This is a genomic window from Anaerobacillus sp. ABD4_527, assembly GCF_056160805.1.
This window is the reverse complement of sequence record NZ_JBSWXZ010000001.1, coordinates 1318113-1342915: the sequence shown is the minus strand read 5'-3', so window position 1 is coordinate 1342915 and position 24803 is coordinate 1318113. Positions and strand designations below refer to the sequence as shown.

General features: G+C 41.1%; 26 protein-coding genes and 2 other annotated features. Of the genes, 20 read left to right on the top strand and 6 right to left on the bottom strand.

Annotation, left to right across the window (positions count from 1 at the left end; all coding sequences use genetic code 11):
* Nucleotides 1–45 precede the first annotated feature (45 nt).
* The 11 genes from speD (at nt 46) to ACXAHI_RS07045 (ending at nt 9425) form a co-directional block, all read left to right on the top strand.
* Nucleotides 46–435: an adenosylmethionine decarboxylase gene (gene speD / locus ACXAHI_RS07095; RefSeq protein ID WP_270179545.1), complete on the top strand. Its 390-nt coding sequence runs from the start codon at nt 46–48 to the stop codon at nt 433–435.
* Between the two features lie 118 nt (nt 436–553).
* Nucleotides 554–940 (top strand): cytosolic protein, encoded by a 387-nt coding sequence (locus ACXAHI_RS07090; RefSeq protein ID WP_474846934.1) that lies wholly within the window; start codon nt 554–556, stop codon nt 938–940.
* A gap of 74 nt (nt 941–1014) precedes the next feature.
* The gene (gene nrdR, locus ACXAHI_RS07085; RefSeq protein ID WP_474846933.1) at nt 1015–1473 is read left to right on the top strand and encodes a transcriptional regulator NrdR; all 459 of its coding nucleotides are present in this window, start codon (nt 1015–1017) and stop codon (nt 1471–1473) included.
* Nucleotides 1474–1581: 108 nt separating this feature from the next.
* A complete protein-coding gene (locus tag ACXAHI_RS07080; protein ID WP_474846932.1) occupies nt 1582–2931 on the top strand; it encodes a replication initiation and membrane attachment family protein in 1350 nt (449 codons plus the stop codon).
* 28 nt (nt 2932–2959) lie between these two features.
* Nucleotides 2960–3889: a primosomal protein DnaI gene (dnaI, locus tag ACXAHI_RS07075; RefSeq protein WP_270179541.1), complete on the top strand. Its 930-nt coding sequence runs from the start codon at nt 2960–2962 to the stop codon at nt 3887–3889.
* 125 nt (nt 3890–4014) lie between these two features.
* The gene (locus ACXAHI_RS07070; protein WP_474846931.1) at nt 4015–4848 is read left to right on the top strand and encodes a putative sporulation protein YtxC; all 834 of its coding nucleotides are present in this window, start codon (nt 4015–4017) and stop codon (nt 4846–4848) included.
* A 315-nt stretch (nt 4849–5163) separates the two neighbouring features.
* Nucleotides 5164–7101: a threonine--tRNA ligase gene (thrS, locus tag ACXAHI_RS07065; protein ID WP_474846930.1), complete on the top strand. Its 1938-nt coding sequence runs from the start codon at nt 5164–5166 to the stop codon at nt 7099–7101.
* 659 nt (nt 7102–7760) lie between these two features.
* Nucleotides 7761–7885 (top strand) — a sequence feature (ribosomal protein L20 leader region).
* A gap of 87 nt (nt 7886–7972) precedes the next feature.
* Nucleotides 7973–8476, top strand: a complete 504-nt coding sequence (gene infC / locus ACXAHI_RS07060; RefSeq protein WP_270179538.1) for a translation initiation factor IF-3 — start codon at nt 7973–7975, stop codon at nt 8474–8476.
* Between the two features lie 22 nt (nt 8477–8498).
* Nucleotides 8499–8699 (top strand): 50S ribosomal protein L35, encoded by a 201-nt coding sequence (rpmI, locus tag ACXAHI_RS07055; protein WP_224878695.1) that lies wholly within the window; start codon nt 8499–8501, stop codon nt 8697–8699.
* 42 nt (nt 8700–8741) lie between these two features.
* Nucleotides 8742–9098: a 50S ribosomal protein L20 gene (rplT, locus tag ACXAHI_RS07050; protein WP_270179537.1), complete on the top strand. Its 357-nt coding sequence runs from the start codon at nt 8742–8744 to the stop codon at nt 9096–9098.
* 57 nt (nt 9099–9155) lie between these two features.
* The gene (locus ACXAHI_RS07045) at nt 9156–9425 is read left to right on the top strand and encodes a DUF1294 domain-containing protein (RefSeq protein WP_474846929.1); all 270 of its coding nucleotides are present in this window, start codon (nt 9156–9158) and stop codon (nt 9423–9425) included.
* 18 nt (nt 9426–9443) lie between these two features.
* On the opposite strand, the gene ACXAHI_RS07040 is transcribed toward ACXAHI_RS07045, so the two are convergent.
* Both ACXAHI_RS07040 and ACXAHI_RS07035 read right to left on the bottom strand, forming a co-directional pair.
* Nucleotides 9444–10475: a cytochrome d ubiquinol oxidase subunit II gene (locus ACXAHI_RS07040; protein ID WP_474846928.1), complete on the bottom strand. Its 1032-nt coding sequence runs from the start codon at nt 10473–10475 to the stop codon at nt 9444–9446.
* A gap of 22 nt (nt 10476–10497) precedes the next feature.
* Nucleotides 10498–11820, bottom strand: a complete 1323-nt coding sequence (locus tag ACXAHI_RS07035) for a cytochrome ubiquinol oxidase subunit I (protein WP_474846927.1) — start codon at nt 11818–11820, stop codon at nt 10498–10500.
* 143 nt (nt 11821–11963) lie between these two features.
* Here ACXAHI_RS07035 and ACXAHI_RS07030 point away from each other — a divergent pair, with 143 nt between their 5' ends.
* Entirely contained in the window at nt 11964–12536 is a 573-nt protein-coding gene (locus tag ACXAHI_RS07030; RefSeq protein ID WP_474846926.1) for a TVP38/TMEM64 family protein, read from the top strand.
* 39 nt (nt 12537–12575) lie between these two features.
* Here the strand turns inward: ACXAHI_RS07030 and ACXAHI_RS07025 are convergent, their stop codons facing one another.
* Nucleotides 12576–12971 carry a sigma-w pathway protein ysdB gene (locus ACXAHI_RS07025; protein ID WP_270179533.1) on the bottom strand — a complete coding sequence of 132 codons (396 nt, stop codon included), beginning with the start codon at nt 12969–12971 and terminating at the stop codon, nt 12576–12578.
* 98 nt (nt 12972–13069) lie between these two features.
* Here ACXAHI_RS07025 and ACXAHI_RS07020 point away from each other — a divergent pair, with 98 nt between their 5' ends.
* Nucleotides 13070–13558, top strand: coding sequence for a dUTP diphosphatase (locus ACXAHI_RS07020; protein WP_474846925.1), 489 nt, complete (start codon nt 13070–13072; stop codon nt 13556–13558).
* A gap of 82 nt (nt 13559–13640) precedes the next feature.
* Nucleotides 13641–14726 carry a M42 family metallopeptidase gene (locus ACXAHI_RS07015; protein WP_270179531.1) on the top strand — a complete coding sequence of 362 codons (1086 nt, stop codon included), beginning with the start codon at nt 13641–13643 and terminating at the stop codon, nt 14724–14726.
* Nucleotides 14727–15593: 867 nt separating this feature from the next.
* Here ACXAHI_RS07015 and sspI read toward each other — a convergent pair.
* Nucleotides 15594–15800, bottom strand: coding sequence for a small acid-soluble spore protein SspI (sspI, locus tag ACXAHI_RS07010; RefSeq protein ID WP_270179530.1), 207 nt, complete (start codon nt 15798–15800; stop codon nt 15594–15596).
* 141 nt (nt 15801–15941) lie between these two features.
* Here sspI and ACXAHI_RS07005 point away from each other — a divergent pair, with 141 nt between their 5' ends.
* From ACXAHI_RS07005 to pheT, 3 genes are all read left to right on the top strand, one after another.
* Nucleotides 15942–16691 carry a TrmH family RNA methyltransferase gene (locus ACXAHI_RS07005; protein WP_474846924.1) on the top strand — a complete coding sequence of 250 codons (750 nt, stop codon included), beginning with the start codon at nt 15942–15944 and terminating at the stop codon, nt 16689–16691.
* Between the two features lie 54 nt (nt 16692–16745).
* Nucleotides 16746–16964: a binding site (T-box leader), on the top strand.
* A 94-nt stretch (nt 16965–17058) separates the two neighbouring features.
* Nucleotides 17059–18093, top strand: a complete 1035-nt coding sequence (gene pheS / locus ACXAHI_RS07000) for a phenylalanine--tRNA ligase subunit alpha (protein WP_474846923.1) — start codon at nt 17059–17061, stop codon at nt 18091–18093.
* A gap of 18 nt (nt 18094–18111) precedes the next feature.
* Nucleotides 18112–20523 (top strand): phenylalanine--tRNA ligase subunit beta, encoded by a 2412-nt coding sequence (gene pheT / locus ACXAHI_RS06995; protein WP_474846922.1) that lies wholly within the window; start codon nt 18112–18114, stop codon nt 20521–20523.
* 62 nt (nt 20524–20585) lie between these two features.
* On the opposite strand, the gene ACXAHI_RS06990 is transcribed toward pheT, so the two are convergent.
* Together ACXAHI_RS06990 and rnhC are read right to left on the bottom strand one after the other, a co-directional pair.
* Complete coding sequence (locus tag ACXAHI_RS06990) at nt 20586–20957, bottom strand: cytochrome-c oxidase (protein ID WP_474846921.1); 372 nt, start codon at nt 20955–20957, stop codon at nt 20586–20588.
* Nucleotides 20958–21082: 125 nt separating this feature from the next.
* Nucleotides 21083–22030 carry a ribonuclease HIII gene (gene rnhC / locus ACXAHI_RS06985; protein WP_474846920.1) on the bottom strand — a complete coding sequence of 316 codons (948 nt, stop codon included), beginning with the start codon at nt 22028–22030 and terminating at the stop codon, nt 21083–21085.
* A 144-nt stretch (nt 22031–22174) separates the two neighbouring features.
* Between rnhC and zapA the strand changes: the two genes are divergently transcribed.
* The 3 genes from zapA (at nt 22175) to polX (ending at nt 24790) form a co-directional block, all read left to right on the top strand.
* The gene (gene zapA, locus ACXAHI_RS06980; protein WP_270179524.1) at nt 22175–22435 is read left to right on the top strand and encodes a cell division protein ZapA; all 261 of its coding nucleotides are present in this window, start codon (nt 22175–22177) and stop codon (nt 22433–22435) included.
* Between the two features lie 6 nt (nt 22436–22441).
* Complete coding sequence (locus tag ACXAHI_RS06975) at nt 22442–22984, top strand: CvpA family protein (protein ID WP_474846919.1); 543 nt, start codon at nt 22442–22444, stop codon at nt 22982–22984.
* Nucleotides 22985–23074: 90 nt separating this feature from the next.
* Nucleotides 23075–24790: a DNA polymerase/3'-5' exonuclease PolX gene (gene polX / locus ACXAHI_RS06970; protein ID WP_474846918.1), complete on the top strand. Its 1716-nt coding sequence runs from the start codon at nt 23075–23077 to the stop codon at nt 24788–24790.
* The last annotated feature ends 13 nt before the right edge of the window (nt 24791–24803 follow it).

Sequence of the window (24803 nt, the reverse complement as noted above, 5' to 3'; positions counted from 1 at the left end):
ACCGCATGCTAACCGCATGAGTAAAAATTAAAGGGGGATATTTAAATGGAAACAATTGGACGACACGTTATTGCTGAGTTATGGGGCTGTGACGTCGATAAGCTTAACGACATGAAACTGATCGAAGAAACGTTTGTAGAAGCGGCACTTAAGTCTGGAGCTGAAGTTAGAGAAGTTGCATTTCACAAGTTTGCACCTCAAGGTGTAAGTGGAGTTGTCATTATTTCTGAATCACATTTGACAATTCACAGTTTTCCTGAGCACGGTTATGCAAGTATTGATGTGTATACATGTGGCGATCTTGATCCAAATGTTGCTGCGAACCACATTGCAGATGCGCTTGGTGCTGATACTAGAGAAAACATTGAATTACCTCGTGGAATGGGCCCAGTTAAACCTAGACTTAGAGAACAAGAATCAGCGTTTACTTCATAAACTATACGAATAAATCAAGGAGTGCGAATGCACTCCTTTTTCTTATGCACACATTGCTTAGTGAATTGATTTCTTTACCGTTTCTTGCTATTCTTAAAAAAAATAAAGGAGGAACACGGTGGGGATTAAAGATTTTTTTACGAATAGAGCAGAAACAGGTGAAAGTCACCCGAATGAAGCATTAAAAACACATTACTTTAAAACAACAAAAGAACAAGGTTATAAAGCAGCTAAGGAAGTACTTCTGAAACACTTTAAAGGAGAAATCGTAACAGATTCTCTCGATCGAGGAGAATTTGTGTTCCAAATAAATGGTGGTAAGAAAGCTCTTATCGTTGTAACTGTCGTGTCCGTAAGACCTTACAGAACTGCAATAGATTTCTCTGTATCGACAGAGACGCCATTGCCCGTTGATTTTGGCTATAGTAAACGCGTTATCGAGACGGCTTATCAAGCTCTACAAAAGCAACTCACGTTTTTAGGAACAGGATATTCCAATTCTTAATAGGATTAGTGCACTTCTTTAATTTATGCTAAAATAAGATATAGAAATCTTGTGCGTTTGGTGGAGATGATCTGATGCGTTGTCCCAATTGTAATAGTAATGGAACACGAGTACTGGACTCAAGACCTGTTCACGATGGCAGGTCTATTCGGAGACGCCGTGAATGTGAATCATGTACATACCGTTTCACAACGTTCGAAACGGTAGAAGAAATTCCGCTTATCGTTGTGAAAAAAGAAGGAACAAGAGAGGAATTTAGCAGAGATAAAATTCTTCGAGGCTTAATAAAAGCGTGTGAAAAAAGACCTGTTCCTCTAGAAACTCTTGAAAAAGTTGTGAATGAAATTGAACGTGACTTACGTAATCAGGGAGCTTCTGAGATTAGCAGTGATGTTATCGGTGAGCTTGTGATGGATCAACTTGCCAGAGTGGATGAAGTTGCGTATGTAAGGTTTGCTTCAGTTTATCGGCAATTCAAAGATATCAATGTATTTATTAAAGAACTAAAAGAATTGATAAACAGAGCGGAGTGAAGAAAGAGAGCTTAGATTAAGCTCTTTTTTTGTACGTTAAGACGACTTAAAGAAGACTAAATTTAGTAGTGAAGTACAATAATAAGATAGAAAATAAAGGTGAAGCATATGCATTGGAAAGAACTACTACCTGTTGATACCCTTCAAGTGGAGGCTGCTGGCCTTCTCCATGAGTATGATAGAAAAATCCTAACTCTTTTATATCAACCCTTAATCGGTGCAGAGGCATATAGTTTGTATATGACGTTGTGGAGTATGTATGAACACCAAGATCATGGATCAATGACTCATCACAGTCTAAAGGTTATGTTGAGGTGGGATTTGAAGAAGGTTTTAGAAGAAAGAAAGAAGTTAGAAGGAATCGGTCTATTGAATACGTATTTGAAAAAGGACCAGGATCCGAGACACTTTGCGTATGAATTACATCCTCCTCTAACGCCAGAGCGCTTTTTCAATGATGGTGTTTTAAATATTTACTTATTTAATAGACTAGGCAGAAATCGATACAATGAACTGAAAAAACATTTCTCAAGTAAGTTGATCGATAGAAATGAATACGAAAACGTTACTGCTTCCTTCAATGATGTGTATGATTCCTTACATCCGTCCGAAATGGTTATGGCGGATGAAAATGAAGAGTCACAAGCACCAGCGGTTGGCAGAAGTGAAAACAAAGGGCTCGTGTTCAGCTCTCCCCGTTTTGATTTTGAAGTGATGAAGCAGCACATTTCTGATATGATTGTATCAAATCAAATGCTTAATAATTCTGTTAAACAGACGATCGAGCGTTTAGCTTTTGTCTATAAAATCGAGCCATATGAAATGGCCCGTATTGTTGAACAAGCAGCTATTCATCATGATATGCTGACAGAAGATTTACTACGTAAAGAGGTTAGCAGCTGGTTTGCATTAGAAAATAAAGGGAAAGTTCCTGCGCTTCAACTGAGAAAGCAGCCTGAGGAATTACAAGAATTTCATAAGAAAGAGCCATCAACGCAAGAAGAAAAAGCTGCCCAACGATACGAACAGATGACACCATATGACATCTTGCAAAGGGCTGCTGGGGGTGGTAAGCCTTCACAAGCAGATATGCGTATGGTTGAACGAATTATGGACGAGCAGAATTTAACACCTGGTGTGATGAATGTACTGTTAGACTTTATTCTAGAAACACAGGATAAGAAGCTATCGAAAAACTATGTAGAGAAGTTTGCAAGTCATTGGGCTAGAGCGAATGTGAAGACGGTGAGAGAAGCGATGGACTTGGCGATTAAAGAACTAGAACAACCATCACCGAAGAAATCCGCTAAAACTTCTAACCGTAACAAGCCTTCAGCAAGGAAAGACAAAGTACCGGAATGGATTTCAAATCCAAAAGAACCGGAAATGTCTGAGGACGAACGGGCCGAAAAGCAAAAGCAGCTGCAAAAGTTTCTAAGTAAATATAAAAAAGACTAATATAAGTAATGAGAGCGGGTGAAAATAGATGGAATCCATTCAAGAATCTTTTAATAAAATGCCTGCAAATAATAAATTTCAACAGAAATATAAGGAAATGAAAAAAGCAATTTTGTCTGATCCACATATTCGTGCGTTTTGTGCAGAGAACGAAGAAGTCGATGAAAAAATGATCGACCGAAGTCTCGCCAGACTATACGAATACACAACGCAAACGAAGGGCTGTGAAGGGTGCGACGGACTATCTAATTGTGTCAACATGATGGACGGGTATGAACCTGAGCTATTTATCAATAGAACGGTGATCGATATTCGATACAACCGATGCCCTACTAGGATTCAAGAAGAAGATAATAAGAAACGCAATGAGATGGTAAAAAGCTATTACATTCCTAAAGAAATTCTGAACGCATCTTTTGCTGATATCGATGATGACGGGGGCAGAATTGAAGCGTTTCAAGCTGCTGATCAATACGTTGAAGATTTTGTCCCAGGTGAAACGTCTAAGGGGCTGTACGTACATGGCGGCTTTGGGGTCGGGAAGACTTTTCTCCTCGGTGCGATTGCGAATCAGCTTGCAAAAGAAAAAGGTGTTCAATCTCAGTTCATCTATACACCTGACTTCTTTAGACAAATGAAGAGTGCGATTCAAGATCAGTCGATCGATGAAAAACTAAACTTCCTAAAAGAAACCCCTCTTCTTATTTTGGATGATATTGGGGCAGAGAATATCTCTACATGGGTTCGTGATGATATTTTAGGAACACTGCTTCAATATCGGATGACGGAGGGACTTCCTACTCTTTATTCTTCAAACCTTGATTATGATTTACTTGAAGAACATCTTGCTTATTCAAATAAAGCAGGGGTCGAGTTAACGAAAGCAAAACGGATCATGGAACGAATTAAACATTATACGACGCCCATCTTTCTTGAAGGGAAGAACAGGCGGAAATAGGGGACGATCTCCTCTCACGTTGAAGCCATCCACTAGTTGTGGGTGGCTTTTTTATTGTTTCATTCATCTTTCCTGTAGTTCGGCCATATAGATGCTAATAAGAAGGTGGACAGGAGGGGGAAAAGTTGGTTTCACTTACGTTCAAAAACAAAGCAGACTATGAAGTTGTACATGCAGCTCTACGCCTGAGAGGGAAAGAGACACTCGAAGATGAAGCAGAAATGGTTCTTTCCATACCGATTGAGCCATACGATTCAAGAACGTGTTTTGAAATTGCCGATTGCCTCGCTCACTGTGTTAAGACCACCTATGAAAAGGTATGGATGCAAAATATTTTAAGGACTAGCTATTATTTTAAAGATGGTGAGGAAATTGATGAGATCTGCGGTTTAGCAAGAAGCATAGGCGATGGGGATCGCATCGACGTCCCAAGAACAGAGGGATATCGTGAGAGGTTTACTATTCTTCGAGATGCAGCATTTGGTTGTATCGAGCAAGGTGGTACGATTTCGTTTGACTCATTTCTCGTTTTTCGGACGAGACCCTATCAAAAGCTTCTCTCTGCTTTAGTTGCAGAAGCAATCGATGAATACAAACTCGAGCAAGAGTATCAGAACTTCATTGAAGCACTCAGGCAGCTACTGCAGCTTAGGACTCCGAAACAGAAGGAGGTGAACCTTCTCTTCGATGGGGTGTATCACCTCGTAGATGAGAAGGGGGTCAAGCTTGTTGTTGATTCAATGGATATGTATTTTGAAGAGCTTCCGAATGAATTAACAACTGATGAAATCGACCCGGATATTTTGTTACCGCTTTTATATTTAGCACCCAAAGAAATAAATGTATTTACAGATGATATCGAAGAGGGACTGACTCAAACGATTCGTAATGTCTTCCAAGAGCGATTACGCTTTTTCCCATTTCACATGTCTAAAATATTTTTTTCGGGAAATCATTAGAAATAGGCTTGATTTTATGTAGTCAACTACTTATAATACCTACATAAACATATATTGAGAATCGTTATGATAAGGATATGAGATGCTTTGTCAGCTTTCAGAGAGGGATGAAATGGTGCGATCATCCTAGTGTGAGAAGTATACTTACCACCTTTGAACACCGCTCAGGAAATAGTGCGGCGTTTGTGCTACGTTACAGCAGTCTGAGCCGCCTAGGATGATATCTTAGCGGGAAGCAGGGTGGAACCACGAGATCAACACTCGTCCCTTTTGGGATGGGTGTTTTTTATATGCATAAAAAAAGGAGTGAAGAACATGGCTGAATTAGTAAATATTACATTTCCTGATGGTTCTGTTAAGGAGTTTAATAAAGGAACGACAACTGAAGAGATTGCGAGTTCAATTAGCCCAGGTCTTAAAAAGAAAGCTGTTGCGGGTAAATTAAATGGTGAAACAATTGACTTAAGGCGCGAAATTGAGGAAGATGGCGCAATTGAAATCGTAACTCCTGAAAGTGAAGCTGGGTTAGAAGTTCTTCGACACAGTACAGCTCATTTAATGGCACAAGCGATCAAACGTCTTTTTAAAGATGTAAAACTTGGTGTAGGTCCTGTTATTGACAGCGGTTTTTATTACGATATCGATTGTCCGGTTTCCATTACACCGGAAGACCTTCCGAAGATTGAAAAGGAAATGAAGAAGATCGTCAACGAAAACCTTGAAGTCAAACGTAAGGTAGTCTCTCGTGACGAAGCTAAAAAGATGTATGAAGAAATTGGTGATGATCTGAAGCTTGAGCTATTAGAGGCTATTCCTGCTGATGAGGACGTTACGATCTATGAGCAAGGTGAGTTCTTTGATCTTTGCCGTGGACCACACGTACCTTCAACTAGTAAGATCAAAGCCTTTAAGTTGCTTTCGATTGCAGGAGCTTATTGGAGAGGCGATAGTGATAACCAGATGCTTCAACGTATCTATGGTACAGCTTTTCCGAAACAGTCACAGGTAGAAGAATACCTACAGTTGTTAGAAGAAGCGAAAGAGCGTGATCACCGTAAACTAGGAAAAGAATTGAAGCTCTTCACAATCTCTCAAGAGGTTGGTCAAGGTCTTCCGATTTGGCTTCCTAGGGGTGCTACAATTCGTCGTACAATTGAAAGATACATCGTGGACCTAGAAGAGCGTTTAGGGTATAACCATGTTTATACACCACACCTTGCCAACGTTGAACTGTATAAAACAAGCGGACACTGGGATCATTATCAAGAAGATATGTACCCAGCGATGAAGATGGATGAAACTGAGGAGCTAGTTCTTCGTCCGATGAACTGCCCTCACCACATGATGATTTACAAAAACGATTTGAAGAGCTACCGTGGCTTACCTTATCGTGTGGCTGAGCTTGGTACAATGCATCGTTATGAAATGTCTGGAGCACTTGCGGGTCTTCAACGTGTACGCTCGATGACATTGAATGATGCACATATCTTCTGCCGCCCGGATCAAATTAAGGAAGAATTCATCCGCGTCGTTAAGCTTGTACAAGAAGTTTACGAAGATTTCCAGATCAATGACTACTATTTCCGTCTATCTTATCGAGATCCAGAAGATAAGAAGAAATACGTTGATAACGATGAGATGTGGGATAAAGCACAGGCGATGCTGAAAGAAGCAATGGACGACCTTGATGTAGAATATGTAGAAGCAGAAGGCGAAGCTGCATTCTACGGTCCGAAGCTAGATGTGCAGGTGAAAACTGCCCTTGGTAAAGATGAAACTTTATCAACTGTTCAGCTTGACTTCCATCTTCCTGAGCGCTTTGACCTATCTTACATCGGTGAAGATGGTGGGCAGCACCGCCCAGTTGTTATACACCGTGGTGTCGTTTCCACTATGGAACGCTTTGTTGCATTCTTAATTGAAGAATACAAAGGAGCATTCCCTACTTGGTTAGCACCTGTACAGGCAGAAATCATTCCGGTTTCTGAAGTTCATCTTGATTATGCGAAGAAAGTTCAAGAGAAGCTTCAACGTGAAGGCATTCGCGTGGAAGTGGATGAGCGAAATGAGAAGATCGGTTACAAGATTCGTGAAGCTCAGATGCAAAAGATTCCTTACATGCTAGTTGTAGGTGATAAGGAAGTCGAAGGTGACGCTGTGAACGTCCGACGCTATGGTCAGCAAGATTCTGAGACAGTTGCTCTTAGTGACTTTGCTGCTAACATTGAAAATGAAATCAAGAATAAAAAGTAATAAGAAGCCGGCTAAATGCCGGCTTCTTCAGTTTGTCGAAAAAAATCTTAAGAACTATTTTCTAACAAAATAGTGGTGATTTCCGCTCCAGGATGCTCGCTTTCCGCGGGGCGGGCGGTGAGCTTCCTCGTCGCTAACGCTCCTGTGGGATCTCACCTGTCCCGCATGTCCCGCAGGAGTCGAGCATCCTTCCGCTCCAATCTGTGTTAATGTGAGGGATTAAACCACCTCAAAATGAACCGCTGAAAAGTTTATTAGCATTATAGGTCGGAAAGTTTAACTTTGATTGATTGGACTCTAGTAGGAGTGAATACCTCGTGACTCCCGTGGTCTAACGGGCGTTCGAGACTCGGAGCGGACTGCTCTTTGTCCGCTTTGAGGCTCGGGCGTTCGTCCACAGGAAAGCAAGAGGTATTCAAGCTCCTACGGAATCGGGACCACACAATTTATGTTTATCAACAAAATGAAAAAGCCAGCTTTTTATGTTATGATTGGAAAGATCGATTCATTAATTGCTCAACAAATTAAAAAAAACACTTGTCAGCGTCAGGAAAATCAGATATGATAATCAAGTGCGCTTCAAATGAATTCTTTCATGTCGCCTTGACATAGTTTGAAACAGCATGGTATACTGTCTTAGGTAAATTAAATATCGGAAACAAAGCAAGCAGAAGCGCCCGCTTCTCACCTGATTGACGCCGCTATGGTAGTTTGCAGGTATCATTGTTTATGTACTATGTAGAGAATGTGTGGGTGTCGTATGCGCCGACGCTTTTTTTATGCTTTGAACCGGATAAATAATTTAAGGACATCTTGTTAGATGATCACATCGAACAAATAACCATGGAGGTGGCTGATTATTAGTAGAGACATGAACGTCAATGAGGGCATCCGTGCCCGGGAAGTACGTCTCGTTGGTGCAGACGGAAACCAAATTGGTGTGAAATCAAAAAATGAGGCATTAGATATGGCTCGAAACGCAAATCTTGACCTGGTTATGGTTGCTCCAAATGCAAAACCTCCAGTATGTCGTATTATGGACTACGGAAAGTTTCGCTATGAGCAGCAAAAGAAGGAAAAAGAAGCGCGTAAGAAACAAAAAGTTATTACCGTTAAAGAAGTTCGCTTGAGCCCGAATATCGAGGAGCATGACTTCAATACGAAACTTCGTAATGCTCGTAAGTTTCTTGATAAAGGCGACAAAGTGAAGGCATCGATCCGTTTCCGCGGTCGTATGATCACGCATTCTGATATCGGTAAAAAGGTGCTTGAGCGCCTTGCAGAAGATTGCAAAGATATTGCAACGGTTGAGTCCAAACCAAAAATGGAAGGACGCAGCATGTTCCTTATCTTAGCACCAGTCAGCGAAAAGTAATTCTTTAAGGAGGAACTCTCTCATGCCAAAAATGAAATCTCACAGTGGAGCATCAAAGCGTTTCAAGAAAACTGGATCAGGTAAACTTAAGCGCAGCCGTGCTTTCACTAGCCATATGTTCGGTCATAAGACTCAAAAGCAGAAGCGTAAACTTCGTAAAGCTTCTCTAGTGTCTGCTGGTGACTTCAAGCGTATCAAAGCGCTAATCTACAACAAAAAGTAATCGTAAAATCATACATTGATACACAATTAGGAGGGGTTTAGTATGCCAAGAGTAAAAGGTGGCTACGTAACACGTCGCAGACGTAAAAGAACGTTAAAACTTGCAAAAGGATATTTCGGATCTAAGTCTTTACTTTTCAAAGTTGCTAATCAGCAAGTTATGAAATCAAACATGTACGCTTATCGTGACCGTCGTCAGAAAAAGCGTGACTTCCGTAAGCTTTGGATCACTCGTATCAACGCTGCTGCTCGTATGAACGGACTTTCTTACAGCCGTCTAATGTTCGGTCTTAAGACTGCTGGAATCGAAGTTAACCGTAAAATGCTTGCTGAGCTTGCAATCAGTGACGAAAAAGCATTCGCACAACTTGCATCTAAAGCAAAAGAAAACTTGAAGTAAGTAGACAAGCCATCCTCATTCTGTGAGGATGGCTTTTTATATAAGGAGATTGAATTGATGACAGCAATAGTGCTTTACATCGTGTGTATAAATGTGTGTAGTTACCTGTTGATGGGAGTCGATAAACGTAAGGCCAGAAAACGTAAGTCCCGTATATCTGAGAAAACATTATGGACATCGTACATACTAGGAGGAGCGATCGGCGGTTATCTCGGAATGAAGCAATTTAGGCATAAAACAAAGCACGCTTCGTTTCAGTATGGACTGCCTCTAGCAGTCCTTCTAAACGTTGCGTGCGTTGCAGGAATTTATTACTTAATCAAATGAAGCATTACTAGCACATACTCAAGATTCGTTCTGTTTTAAATACCGCTTATCTTTTAGAAAGAGGCGCCAAAAATAGATAAAACCAGGAGTCAATATGAAGAATGCAACGATGTAGGTGATGATCAATGCTCGAAATGTTGCAGGATTTGTAAACCCTGTTTCGATCGTAACATCTGGATAGACAATATAAGGCAAATGTGCGGATCCATACGCATAGCTTGCGAGTAAATATTGGATGACCACGCTAATCATAGCTAAGCGTGGAATGCCTCGTCCATTTTTCCTAGGAATAAACAAGGCGATGTATCCAATAAAAAACGTGATGATCGATCCTACTAGCCAAGGTGTAAATTCTAATAAGTTTTCATAAAGCCAGCTTGCTTCAAGCCGGATTGTCAGCACGATGAGAGCCGCCATTGCGAGGGAGAGGGGACCTACTAAGATTGCGTCCCTTCTATAGATTGTATACGCTTCTGAATCCCCAGCAACGTTTGAGTAGTCCGCTAACAACAAAGATGATAGAAACAGTGTGCTAGAGATAGCGAAACCCATAAAGGCATATACATTGAAGCTCGAAAAGAGAGCGATCATATCCAGACGACCAGCACCATCTGATGGTGTGATGAACCCTCCTTGTGTAATAGGTAATACTGCAATTAATAGAGCAGGAATAAGAAAGCCTGTAATTCCTGAAACGAGAGTTAGGAATTTCTTGTACTGCTCATTAGCAGAGTGTGAAAATACAAGAAAGGCACTTCGTATCGCAAGAAAAAGAATGATTAGACTTCCGGGTATGAGTAAAACCGTCCCAAGTGTAAATGTAGCACCGGGAAAAAAGCTGAAAAGCGCAACGACAATTGCTACAATAAATACGTTTGTTACTTCCCATGAAGGAGATAGGTATCTGTTTGCGATGGAGGTAGCCTTCGTATTTTTTTTGTTTAAATAGACCATCGCCCAAAAACCTGCCCCAAAATCAATTGTAGCCATTACTGCGTAGATAAAGACGATCCCCCATATTAATGTGATGGCATATAGTGCCTCCGACATATCAACAACACCTCTTTTTCAATTAGTGATCTAGTTCTTGTGCTACTGGATTCTTTTTAAAGTAATAACGAAGTACAAGAACGGTAGAAATCATTAAAATGATATAGATGATCAAAAATAGTACAAATAAGAGTCCGATATTGCCAGAGGTCGTTACAGCATCTTCTGTTTTCATAACATGGTAAATAACCCATGGCTGTCTCCCTGTACAAGCAAAGATCCACCCAAATTCAATCGCCGTCATTGCAAGGGGTCCAGCTGCAATAAAGGCCCACATAAGCCATCGTGGAAAGCTTCGTTTTTTGAGTACCCTGTACCACGTGAATCCCGCGATCGAGAGTAAGATTAATAGTGAGCCGATTCCGACCATCGCGTTAAATAGCGTGTGAACGAAAAGAGGAGGCCATTCATCTTCTGGAAACTCTTCAAGTCCTAGAACTTCAGTTTCAAAAGAGTCATCTGCAAGAAAACTTAAAGCCCATGGAATTTCAATCGCCCACTTTACTTCGCGTTCTTCTTTATCAGTAAAGCCACCTATTGCTAGTGGTGCATGCGTCTGTGTTTCGAATAACCCTTCTGCTGCTGCAAGCTTTTCGGGTTGATACGCATGAAGCTGCTGAGCTGATTCGTGTCCATTGAGCGATGTTAACAGTGAGAAGATTCCTCCGATCGCTAACCCCATCATCAATGCTTTATGGTGAAATTTATATTCTCTTGTATTCCCTTTGAGGCGAATCATTTTGTATGCTGCAATTGAAGCGATAACGAATGCACCTGTCATCAATGCTGAAACAGTAACATGACCAGCTGTTACGATGAATGAAGGATTGAAAAAAGCTTCCCAAGGATCTACATTGACGAATTTACCATCTATGAAATCAAAACCAGCTGGAGTGCCTTCAAAAGCATGTACATTCGTAATCAGAATGGCAGAGGCACTTGCGCCAATAGCAACTAGCGTTACGCTTACGATTCTCATAAGAGGTGATAGTCGATCAGCGGCGTAAACATAGATTGACATGAATAGAGCTTCTAGAAAGAAAGCATAGATTTCAATTTGGAACGGAAGAGCGATGACACGGCCGACTGCTTCCATAAACCCAGGCCATAGGAGTGAAAGTTGGACACCTGCAATCGTTCCAGTCGGAATGGCGACTCCCAGAAGAACTGCAAACCCCTTTGTCCAACGCGTTGCCATAATAGCGTAATCTTTGTCTTTGGTCTTTTGGTACATCAGTTCAGCTACAAGAACCATCAGCGGTAGACCTACACCTAAGGTGGCATAGATAATATGTACGCCCATCGTCATACCAAAAAGTGAACGGGCTATTACAAGCTCATCCATTTAAACAGCCTCCTCATACCGTATTGGTGAAATGCTCACTTATTGTCCACCTATTTCCAAAAAAATATTCTCGCACCTACCCGCAGGTTTTGACATAACTGCTCGTCTCATGTCATAAACGTAAAGGAGAAGGGGGGAACATCATGAATGAGCTTGTCCTGCCTCTCATCGAAGTTGTTTCGAACAGTGGAGTCTATGCCCCGCTCTATTTTATTGTATTGCACTTTTTACGTCAGTTTATCTTTGTGCCCGTCAGTGTCATTTGTATGGCAGGAGGAGTACTGTTTGGCGCGGTGTATGGAACAATCTATTCGGTCATAGGAATTACGGTCGTAAGCATCGTGTTTTATTTTTTGATCAAGCGCTCTCCCTTATTATTTAATAAGATAACTACTCTAAAGAAGAAATGGATGAAAAAAAGAATGCCCATGTCGGTTGGCCAAATCGCAATTTTGAGGTTAGTACCCTTTGTACACTTTCATTTCATTTCACTTTGCTTGATTGAAGTTTCAAGAAATTTCAAGGAATATTTACGATCATCTTTTCTTACAAATATCCCGCTCGCTTTAATGTACTCATTCTTTGGAACAGCAATAAAAGGGTTAGAACCTATGTTGATTGTTTTAATCATGATGGGACTGGTTATTTTATTTCATTTATTAAGAAGACGAGAATGGATTATGAAGTGGGATGAATTTTTTCAGCCTGTTCGATAAAAAAGACGACCTTGCCATGTGGCAAGGTCGTCTTTTTTACTATGAATTTTCTCTATGACGAAGAAACTCTTTAACTGGACTTTTCCATTCGATTTCAGCACATGGATACCGTAAGTCCATTTCTTTTTCCAGGAAATAAAAATCTTCTTTCTCTAGCAAATATAACTCAGAAGCATTCTTAACGCTCACAGAAATGGTAATGATGTCGAAGGAGTTATCGGTCGTACCAAGGTACTTCTCTCCTTCAAACAGAGCTCCTTTGTACGTGACGAGAAAATTCTTTCGTACGTTCGACGTGTCATCTAAGAAATAGTATTGTTTATGATCGTAGGCTTTTTCAAGTTTTCTTTTAGGGTCGGCTAAAAAACGGATTACTGAGTACGCGATAAGTACCATTGCAGCAAGAATAACTAATCGAAACAGAACAATAATCATTTGGCAGCACCTCGTTTTCACTATGCTTCACTACTGTTTACGTTTATGATAAAGAAAGGTTTCAAAAAAATAATTAATTTAACGAGAGGACGATGAGATTGAACGTTAAACGTTTGTTTCAACTTCAAAAAGCATTGGACGAACGAATCATAGAAGAACATCAGCTACAGAATGACCGATTGTTTCATAGAAAGCTACTCGCTTTACAAGTAGAAGTGGGAGAGCTTGCTAATGAAACGAGGTGTTTCAAGTATTGGAGTACGAAATCGCCTGCTCCTAGAGATGTGATAGTAGAGGAATATGTAGACGGTATTCACTTTATACTATCGTTAGGTCTTGAACTTGGCATCTCCGACATTACAAATTATGAACAGCTGGATTCTAGCGAATCGCCTGTTGATGCGTTTCAAAAAGTATATCATGCGATCGATGCTCTTGGGCAAAATCAAACCGAGGAGTATTTTAAAAAGTTGTTTGAAAAATATTTACAGCTTGGGGCTACACTCGATTTAAGTGTTGATGAAATGGAAGATGCCTACCTGAAGAAAAACGAAATAAACCACCAAAGACAAAATGAAGGATATTAGAACTAAAGCGTTCTCAATTGTGTAACATTTCTAAAAACGTTATAATGAACAATGAATGGATACATATAAGGAGGAACTACATATGACGAAGCTAGACGAAACGTTGCAGATGCTGAAAGAATTAACTGATGCGAATGGCGTACCCGGTAACGAACGTGAACCTCGTGACGTTATGAGAAAACATATTGAGCCACTTGCTGATGAGATGATGACCGATAACCTCGGCAGCTTGATCGCAATGAAAAAGGGAAGTGCTCAAGGTCCTAAAATTATGGTAGCTGGTCACCTTGATGAGATAGGGTTCATGGTGACTCGTATCGATGATAAAGGTTTCCTATGGTTCCAAACAGTTGGAGGCTGGTGGGAGCAAGTTATGCTTGCACAGCGCGTTAATGTTATGACAAGAAAAGGTAACATCATGGGTGTTATCGGTTCAAAGCCACCTCACATTCTTCCTGCAGAACAGCGTAAGAAATCGATCGACAAAAAAGACATGTTCATCGATATCGGCGCATCAAGCAAAGAAGAAGCGATGGAGTGGGGCGTTAAACCTGGAGATTCTGTCGTACCTGTATGTGAATTCACAGTGATGAACAATGAAAAGATGCTGATGGCAAAAGCTTGGGACAACCGTATTGGCTGTGCTATCGCAATCGAAGTGCTTCGTAAGCTAAAAGGAGAAGACCATCCAAACACGGTATACGGTGTGGGAACAGTGCAAGAAGAAGTTGGTCTTCGCGGAGCAACAACGGCAGCAAACATGATCAAGCCTGATATCGGTTTTGCTGTTGATGTAGGAATTGCTGGAGATACACCTGGGGTATCAGACAAAGATGCTCAGTCGAAGATGGGTAAAGGTCCTCAAATCATCATGTACGATGCATCTATGGTTGGGCACAAAGGACTTCGTGACTTCGTAACCGATACGGCTGACGAAAACAACATCCCGTACCAGTTCGATGCAATTGCAGGTGGCGGAACAGACTCTGGTAAAATTCACCTTACTGCAAATGGAGTACCAGCACTTTCCATCACCATCGCAACACGCTACATCCACACGCACGCAGCAATCCTGCACCGCGACGACTTCGAAAACGCTGTAAACCTCATCGTTGAAGTCATTAAAAAGTTGGATGACGAAAAGGTGAAGGAAATTACGTTTAATTAAGAAAAGCGGAGTTTCGCGTTTAGACACGGAATCATTGGAGCAATCCCAAAAGAACACGTTTTTTTGTGTTCATTTGGGATTGTGAAATGATGTAGTGTCTGCGAAACGCAGCTGGACATAGAGAAAAGCGAAACCTCGCGTTTAGAAACGGAGATATTGGAACTCTTGAAATAGAACACGTTTTTTGTGTTCTGTTGAAAGAGTGAAATATCGTAGTTTCTGCGAGGTGCAGCTAGACAAAAAGAAAAGCGGAGTTTCGCGTTTAGACACGGAATCATTGGAGCAATCCCAAAAGAACACGTTTTTTGTGTTCATTTGGGATTGTGAAATGATGTAGTGTCTGCGAAACGCAGCTGGACATAGAGAAAAGTGAAACCTCGCGTTTAGAAACGGAGATATTGGAACTCATGAAATAGAACACGTTTTTTGTGTTCTGTTGAAAGATTGAAATATCGTAGTTTCTGCGAGGTGCAGCTGGACAAAAAGAAAAGCGGAGTTTGGCGTTTAGACACGGAATCATTGGAGCGCTTGTAAAATTAAAGCCTCCAGCGCTTGTCGAGCCTAATCGGTCCTTTCCGCTTTTCGATGTCTAGCTACAGCGGGCCAAATCCTCCGGTCGTTTCACCTTTGTGATTGAGACAAAAATCGTCTCATTCACAAAGGCTCCAACGCCCTGCGGATTTAGACGGCCCCCTTCCGCTTTTCATGTCTAGCTACAGGGCCAGGCTCTCGAGTCGCTTCAGCTAATGGATTGAACACAAAAAGCGTGTTCATTCCATTAGCTTCCAGCGCTTGTCGAGCCTAACCGGTCCCTTCCGCTTTTCGATACTATCACAAAATCCGGTGGCGTTTGCCACCGGATTTTGCTTATTGTACGCCTTGAGCCATGTAAGAGAGCATTTGCTGACGCTCGTCTTCAGGGGCTTCTTTCCAAAGGACTTCGAAAAGGACACCAAGACCTGGTAACATTTTTTCTTCACCGCTTTGGATCGCATCGAGAATCGTTGCCTCTATCTGATCCTCATTGTTACCAGATACGTTAGCAAGGATGGCTTTTCTTAAATTAAGGTCCATGCTTTCCACCTCACCTTTCTCTTTCGCTTGTATACCAAGCAATCTTAGTATGAACGAAAGAATGGAATTTCATGAATTGCATTGGAATCTTCTCGATCTTGCGTCTATAATGGAATCATTGAAAAAATGAAGGAGAGCACTATGCTTATTGAATCTGTGAAAAATCAAAAAGTGAAAGACTGGAAAAAGCTACAGACGAAAAAGGGACGAGAGAAAGCATCTTTGTTTCTTATCGAGGGACCGCATATTATCGAAGAAGCAGCGAAAGCAAATGCACTTGTGCAAGAAATCATAATTTCAGAAGGCACTGACTTCGATATTGATCTGTTTAAAGATCGACCAACCGTCTATACTGTTACTGATAAAGTGATGAAAGAATTAACTGCAACTGAAACACCTCAGGGCATATTGGCTGTCTGTAAAATGTCTGAATCAGGTTTAGCACGTACAGGAAAGTTTATTCTTTTAGATGCAATTCAAGATCCAGGTAACTTAGGTACGATTATTCGTACGGCACATAGCGCAGGATATGATGGTGTTTTACTTGGTCAAGGAACAGTGGACCTTTATAACAGTAAGGTACTACGTTCTACTCAAGGATCGCTTTTTCATATCCCTATTAAAAAAGTGGATCTGCGCCACGCCGTGAAAGATCTAAAGGATGCTGGTGTTTCTGTTTACGCAACGGAAGTCAGCGGTGGAACTCCGTATCATCAGTTACAGGGTCCAGAGTATTTTGCTGTAATCATGGGGAATGAAGCGAACGGCGTTTCAAAGGAACTCCAAGAACTCGCTCATGACAAGGTGTATATTCCGATATACGGTGGTGCCGAATCATTGAATGTAGCTGTTGCTGCCGGAATCCTCATGTATGGGCTGATGCCCTCATAATCGTGCTTGCAGACTGAGCGTTTTTTTTCTATAATTATAAAGAACTTCATTATATTAAAAACAATGATAGAGAGTAGTAAACTGCCTCTTCCTATTAAGGGAGGAAATGCCTTGACTGAGAGCATTTCTATAGGAACGCTTTTGAATTCACTCTGGAGTTGCCGCTTGATACCCAAAAGCGGACCGGTTATGAACCGTTATCGTTTACCAAGGCTGATATTACCATATCAGTGAATTAGGGTGGTACCGCGAACTCAAATCTTCGCCCCTTTCCGTGGGGCGAGGATTTTTTTGTTTTTTAAACGAGTAAGGTCGTCACAATTGTGTTGTGCAATTTTTTACAAAGATCGAAATGGAGGTAAAAATGATGGAAGAACGGTTACAAACACTTAAAGAAGAAGCATTGTCTCAAATCGAATCTGCTTCTTCAATGAAGGAATTGCAAGATATTCGTGTAGCATACCTTGGGAAAAAAGGACCGATCACAGAAATTTTAAGAGGTATGGGAAAACTTTCTGCTGAAGAACGTCCGAAGATGGGACAGTTAGCTAACGAAATTCGCGCAGCGATTTCCGAAAAACTTGATGAGAAAACACAGGTGATGGAAAAAGCAGCTGTAGAGGAAAAGTTAAAGCAAGAGACGATCGATATTACATTACCAGGTCGTCCTGTCAATAAAGGAAACCATCACCCGTTAACAAGAGTGATCGAGGAGATTGAAGATCTCTTCCTCGGTATGGGCTTCTCTATCGCAGAAGGTCCTGAAGTGGAAACAGATTACTATAACTTTGAAGCATTGAACTTGCCTAAAGATCACCCAGCGCGAGACATGCAAGACTCTTTCTACGTGACAGAAGAAACGTTGCTTCGTACGCATACATCACCGATGCAGGCAAGAACAATGGAGAAGTTAAACGGAGAAGGACCGGTAAAAATTATCGTTCCAGGAAAAGTTTATCGACGAGACACTGATGATGCGACTCACTCACATCAATTCATGCAAATCGAAGGACTTATGGTAGGAGAAGACGTTCGTATGAGCGACCTTAAAGGGGTTCTCCAAGCTTTCGCTAAAAAGATGTTTGGTGAAGAAAGAGAAATTCGTTTACGTCCGAGCTTCTTCCCGTTCACTGAACCATCTGTAGAGATGGATATCTCATGCTTCAACTGTGGTGGAAGTGGATGTTCAGTTTGTAAGGCAACTGGATGGATTGAAATCTTAGGTGGCGGAATGGTACATCCAAATGTGCTCCGTATGTCTGGATTCGACCCTGAGAAAGTGACAGGATTTGCTTTTGGTATGGGGCCTGAAAGAATTGCGATGCTCAAATATGGCATTGATGACATTCGTCACTTCTATACAAACGACAGCAGATTTATCAAGCAGTTCAATCATATATAAGCGTAAGGAGGAGAAACAATGCTCGTATCATTAAATTGGCTAAGTCAGTATGTAGACATTGAAGGACATTCAGCTGATGAACTAGCTGAACTGATTACCAAAGGCGGAATTGAAGTTGAAACAGTAGAAAGTTTGAACAAAGGGATCAAAGGCGTTGTGATCGGTCATGTACTTGAGTGCGCTTCACATCCTGATGCTGATAAACTTTCGGTTTGTAAAGTGGATATCGGAGAAGAAGAGCCAGTACAGATTATTTGTGGTGCTCCAAATGTGGCGAAAGGGCAGTATGTTGCAGTCGCAAAAGTGGGGGCAGTCCTTCCTGGAAACTTTAAAATCAAAAAGGCGAAACTTCGTGGAGAGCCTTCGCACGGAATGATCTGCTCTCTACAGGAACTCGGTGTAGAAAGTAAGCTTGTTCAAAAAGAATATGCTGAAGGAATCTTTGTATTCAGTGACGAGGTAACGCCTGGTGAAGATGCTCTAGAATACTTAAATCTTAACGACACGATCCTTGAGCTAGGATTAACACCAAACCGTGCAGACGCAATGAATATGATCGGTGTAGCGTATGAAGTAGGCGCAGTATTGAACCGTCCGATCTCACTGCCATCACCTGAACTTGTTCGTTCAGAAGAAAGTGCTGAAAATCATGTGTCCGTTCGAATTGAAGATGAAGAAGACGCCCCATACTATGGCGCGACGATCATCAAAGATGTTACCGTCCAACCTTCTCCGCAGTGGCTTGTAAACAGACTTGTTTCTGCTGGAATCAGACCGATCAACAATGTGGTAGATATTACAAACTTTGTACTACTCGAGTATGGTCAACCGCTTCATGCTTTTGACTACGATCGTTTTGGGTCAAAAGAAGTTGTGATTCGCCGTGCGAAACAAGAAGAGAAGATTGTAACGCTCGATGATACAGAACGGACGTTATCAAGTGATCATCTCGTTATTACGAACGGTCATACTCCTGTAGCAGTTGCAGGTGTAATGGGCGGAGCAGATTCTGAAGTTCAAGGAGATACTACGACTGTTTTGCTTGAGTCTGCTTATTTTAATAGCAAGCTCGTACGCAAGTCTTCAAAAGATCTAGGGCTACGTAGTGACTCAAGCTCTCGTTTTGAAAAAGGCATCGACCGCAATCGTGTTGTTCCAGCAAGCGAACGAGCAGCACAGCTAATTCAGGACCTTGCAGGCGGTACGGTTTTAAGAGGTGTTGCTGAGCAAGGAGCTCGTCAAGTTGAAGCGAAAGATGTAAGTGTGGAAGTAGCTAGAATCAATCAAGTACTAGGGACAGAAATTTCGGAATCAGAAGTTGCGGCTATTTTCGATCGCCTGCAATTTTCTTATAAAAATTTCGGTGGAACGTTTACCGTTCAAGTTCCTCCACGTCGTCCAGATATTACGATTACGGAAGACTTGATCGAGGAAGTTGGTCGTTTATATGGGTATGACAATGTACCAGCTACCCTTCCAATTACAGAAAGCACACCTGGACAGTTAACGGATTATCAAGTAAAAAGACGTCGTGTTCGTCGCATGCTTGAAGGAGCTGGACTTTATCAAGCAGTAACCTATTCCTTAACATCTCCAGCAAAACGTGTTTTCTTCTCAGACGAATCACCAGAAGCAATTCGTTTAGCTATGCCAATGAGTGAGGAGCGTAGTGAGCTAAGAACGAGCTTATTACCACATCTTCTTGAAGCTGCTCAATATAATACGAATCGCCAGCTTGAGAATATTGCACTATATGAAACGGCATCAGTCTTCTTACCATCAGGATCAGAGCTTCCGAAAGAGGAAGAACATCTTGCAGGGGTAATGACTGGTTTATGGCAAGAGCATCCTTGGCAGAAAGAGAAAAAGCCTGCGGACTTCTTTGTAATGAAAGGAGTAGTGGAAGAACTAGCGGTTGACCTTGGACTTCAAGATCGTCTATCCTTTGTTCGTGCTCAAGAGCCTAAGCTACATCCTGGAAGAACGGCAGCTGTTCATCTCGACGGTGAGGCAATCGGCTATCTTGGTCAACTTCATCCGGAAGTTGAAAAGGAACTTGATCTGAAAGAAACATTTGTGTTCGAATTAAACCTTGAGAAGATGTTAACTGCAAACGTGGAACATCTTAAATACGCGAAACTTCCTCGTTTTCCATCCGTAACGCGTGATGTTGCATTAGTTGTTGATGAGATGCTTGAAGCGTCCGAAGTAAAACGTGTTATTCAAGGCGCTGGTGGAAGCAAGCTAGTCGATATCAATTTATTCGATGTGTATCAAGGTGAGCATTTAGAAGATGGTAAGAAGTCGCTTGCCTTCTCATTACGATACTACAACCCAGAACAAACGCTAACTGAAGAAGAAGTGAAGAGTGCACACGATCGCGTACTACAAGCTGTTGAAGAGCAGTTTGGAGCGGCGTTACGTAGCTAAATACTGCATCTCTTTGAAACTCAAGGGCTGTCGAGTAAATCTCGACAGCCCTTTTCATGGTATCAGGTAGAAGATGCTTTAAGGTTTTTAAGAACATTGATTACAAAAAAGACGATCGATAGAAACAAAACAAAGCTCCCGATCATAACGAGTAGGATTAGAGAATCGTTTCCATAGAGCAGGAAACCAAGCCCTAGCATGAATAAAGGAAGGGATATGTTGAACAGCCAAAAATGAAGCTTTGCCATAAGGTTGTTTGAAATATCAAATTGGTGATAGATCAAGCCGAAGGCAGCCATTGATGCCCAACCAACTAAATTAACATGCGCATGCAAACCTGCTAGGGTATGGTCATGTGCCATCTCCATAAATATCCCTATTCCAACACCGATCAATAGGTACACAGCAGCTAATTTAATGAACGTAATTGCCATCATATCCTCCTCCAGTCTTTTTGCACTACTTCCAGTATATTGTAAAATGAGATGGGTATTACTTCTCAGTGAATACTGTAGCTAAAATAAAAAAAAAGCTGAAAAAAAATTTCAGCTCTTTTGTCTTATTTAGATCTCTTTGCCTTTTCAACTAGCTTTATAGCTTTTTGACTATTAGCGAAATGTACTTTTGCAACTTTATTTAGAACATCTTCACCGTGCTTTTGAATTAATTTCGCTGCTGCCTGATCCACGACTGGACCAGCTCCTTTTGGAAGTTCCACATTGTTTTCTTTGCCAAGACGATTCATTTCCATAACGAAGGAGTACCTAGCTATGATCGATGCTGCAGCAACCGCTAAATGAAGTTCTTCAGCTTTTGTTGCAAAATACACCGAATCCTTAACGATCGTAGGCTGTCCTTTTAAGTAATTGAAGTAAACTTCTGGCTTAGCAAATTGATCGACGAGAATCGCATCATATGCAGGGGTTTTTTTCAAGACGTTTTGAATGGCTTGATTATGTAGTAAAGCCTTCATTTTACCTTGGTTCATCCCTTTTTTTTGCATTGCATTGTACTTTTCGTTAGGAAGAATAAGCAGGCTATATGGAATCGTCTTAATCAGATTCTTAGCGATTTCGATAATCTCTGGATCTTTCATTCCTTTTGAGTCTCTTACCCCTAATTCTTTTAATAGAGGCATTTGCTTTTTATCTACATATGCAGCCACGACCGTCATCGGTCCAAAGAAATCTCCTGTACCAACTTCATCACTTCCGATGGCAGATAGCGAAGAGATGGTAGAAGGTGGCGCATATTGATGGTCGCCTACTTTCTTCGTTGATTTCTTCTTAGGGGAAGGAGCGTCTGCAGACTGCCATGGTTTAGCTTCTGTTTCAGCCCCAGCACCTTGAAACAGAACTTTACCTGATCGGTACGCTGTAATAGTACAGGAAGGTAACTTAGCTACAAAAACGCTTCCTGGCGGTTGTTTATCGCTTAACATGCTGTTGTATTTATTTTTCATTTCCGTCATAATGGAGGGTAATACAGTTATTACTACCTGTGACATATAAAAACTCCCTTTTCTAGCTATACTTCAACCTATTATAGCAGACTGTACCTACAACAAGAATTATCCAATTTATTTTTCAACAACATAATTTCGTGATATGATACAAGTTAGGATTCTTTCTCATGATAGGAGGCTTATTTGGTGACAGATAGTCATGATAAAGTTCGCACTACAGTGGATATCTATGGTGAACAATATAAAATAGTTGGCGATAAAAGTCATCAACATATTCAAGAAGTCTCTACTATAGTCGATGAGAAGATGCGCGAAATAAAGGGCATGAATCCCTATCTCGATACAAAACGGCTAGCGGTATTGACTGCAGTAAATATAGTTAACGAATATGTGATGATCAAAAAGGAACTTGAAGATTTGAAGAAAAAACTTAGAGAAGAGGAATAACGTAAGATGGTTGATCTAATTCTTTTAATAATACTAGTGAGTGGATTTTTAGTTGGCTTGCGTAGAGGGTTGATCTTACAAGTGGTCCACTTAACTGGTTTTATTGTATCGTTTATCGTTGCGTATGCATACTTCCGTGAACTTGCACCTCATCTTAAGCTCTGGATACCTTATCCATCATTTGGCGGAGAAGCGTCTGCTTCAGCAATGGTGTTCGACGCAATAAATTTGGAAGCTACATATTACAGTGGTATAGCTTTCGCGCTCTTGTTTTTTGCTACCAAAATCGTGATGCAAATTATTGGATCGATGCTAGACTTCTTGGCTGAACTTCCAATATTAAAAACAGTTAACGGCTGGCTAGGAGGGTTGCTTGGATTTGTGGAAGTCTATATCGTCGTATTTCTCTTCCTTTTTCTTGCAGCTCTTTTCCCAAATGAAACTGTACAAACAGCAATTTCTGATTCGGTGATCGCTGAGAGCATCGTGAAGCATACACCAGTGTTAACAGAGCAAATTAAAGATTTATGGAGCACACACGTCGCATAACCCTTCAGCATGAAGGGTTATTTGTTTGTGATAGAATGAAATGAGAAAAAACCTTTGGTTAACGATTCCTTATGAAGGGTGAGATCGAACATGAATAAAAAGAGCGTTATAAAATACTTAGAAGAAATTGCTGTATATATGGAATTAAAGGGTGAAAACCCATTTAAGATTTCTGCCTTTAGAAAAGCTGCTCGTGCACTTGAAACGGACGACCGGAGTATGGATCAAATCAGTGATCCTGCAGAGCTTAATGGAATTGGCAAAGGGACAGCTGCGGTTATTAATGAAATCATAGAAAACGGAGAATCAGAAACCCTAGAATCGTTGAAAAAGGAAGTGCCTTCAGGATTAGTGCCACTCCTTAAGCTGCCTGGGCTCGGTGGTAAAAAGATTGCGAAGCTCTATCATGAGCTGGGCGTCGTAGATATGAAAACTCTTGAAGATGCATGTAAAGAGGAGAAGATCCAGGAGTTGCCTGGTTTCGGTAAGAAAAGTGAAGAAAAGATCTTAGCTGCAATCGATGAAGCTGGCAAGAGACCTGAGAGGTTATCGATCGCTTACATGTTACCTATCGCAGAAAAAATAGAACGTCAGTTAGAAACATTAGAGGGAATCGATCGATTTGCTAGAGCAGGAAGCTTAAGAAGAATTCGAGAAACGATTAAAGACCTTGATTTCATTATCGCTACGACCCAAGCTGCAGACGTTTCAGAACAGCTTGTTTCATTAGAAGGTGTGTCGAAAATAGTGGTCAAAGGAGATACGAAGATAACGCTTGAAATGAATGACGAATTTTCTGTTTCAGTTGATTTTAGACTCGTAAAACCTGAAGAATTCGCATCGACCCTCCATCACTTTACTGGATCGAAAAACCATAACGTTAAGATGCGTCAAATTGCCAAAAATAAGGGCGAGAAAATTAGTGAATATGGCGTAGAATCGATTGAAACCGGTGAAGTGCTAACGTTTAAGGATGAAACGGAATTTTATAATCATTTTGGATTGTCGTATATACCACCAGAGATCAGAGAAGATAGTGGAGAAATTGAGGCTGCTCAGGAGTCAGAATTTGAACTCGTTTCATTGAGCGATATTAAGGGCGATCTTCATATGCACTCTACTTGGAGTGATGGTGCTTACACAATTGAGGAAATGGCAGAAAGAGCAAGAGAAAAGGGCTATTCATATATTGCAATAACAGACCATTCTCAGTATCTTAGAGTGGCAAATGGGTTAACACCTGATCGTTTACGTCAACAAAGAGCTGAAATTAATCGATTAAATGAGAAATGGAATGATTTTAAGATTTTTGCTGGTGTAGAGATGGATATTCTTCCTGATGGGTCACTTGATTATGACGATGAATTATTAGAAGAAATGGATTTTGTTATTGCTTCTATTCATTCATCATTTACCCAGGATGAAGACACGATTATGGCGAGGTTAGAAACAGCTTTAAGAAGCCATCATGTAGATTTGATTGCGCACCCTTCCGGTAGATTGTTAGGAAGAAGAAAAGGATATGCGCTTAATCATGAAAGACTTATTGAACTAGCTAAAGAAACAAATACCGCATTAGAATTGAATGCAAACCCGAACCGCCTCGATTTAGCTGCATCATGGCTTAGGAAGGCGCAGGAAGAAAATGTTAAAATAATGATCAACACAGATGCCCACCACATGGACATGCTTGAACATATGGAGATCGGGGTCTCGGCAGGAAGAAGAGGTTGGTTAAGAAAAGAAAGTGTATTAAATACGTATACGGTAGAAGAGCTCGAAGCATTTTTCGACCGTCATAAATAAATTACTGCTTTAT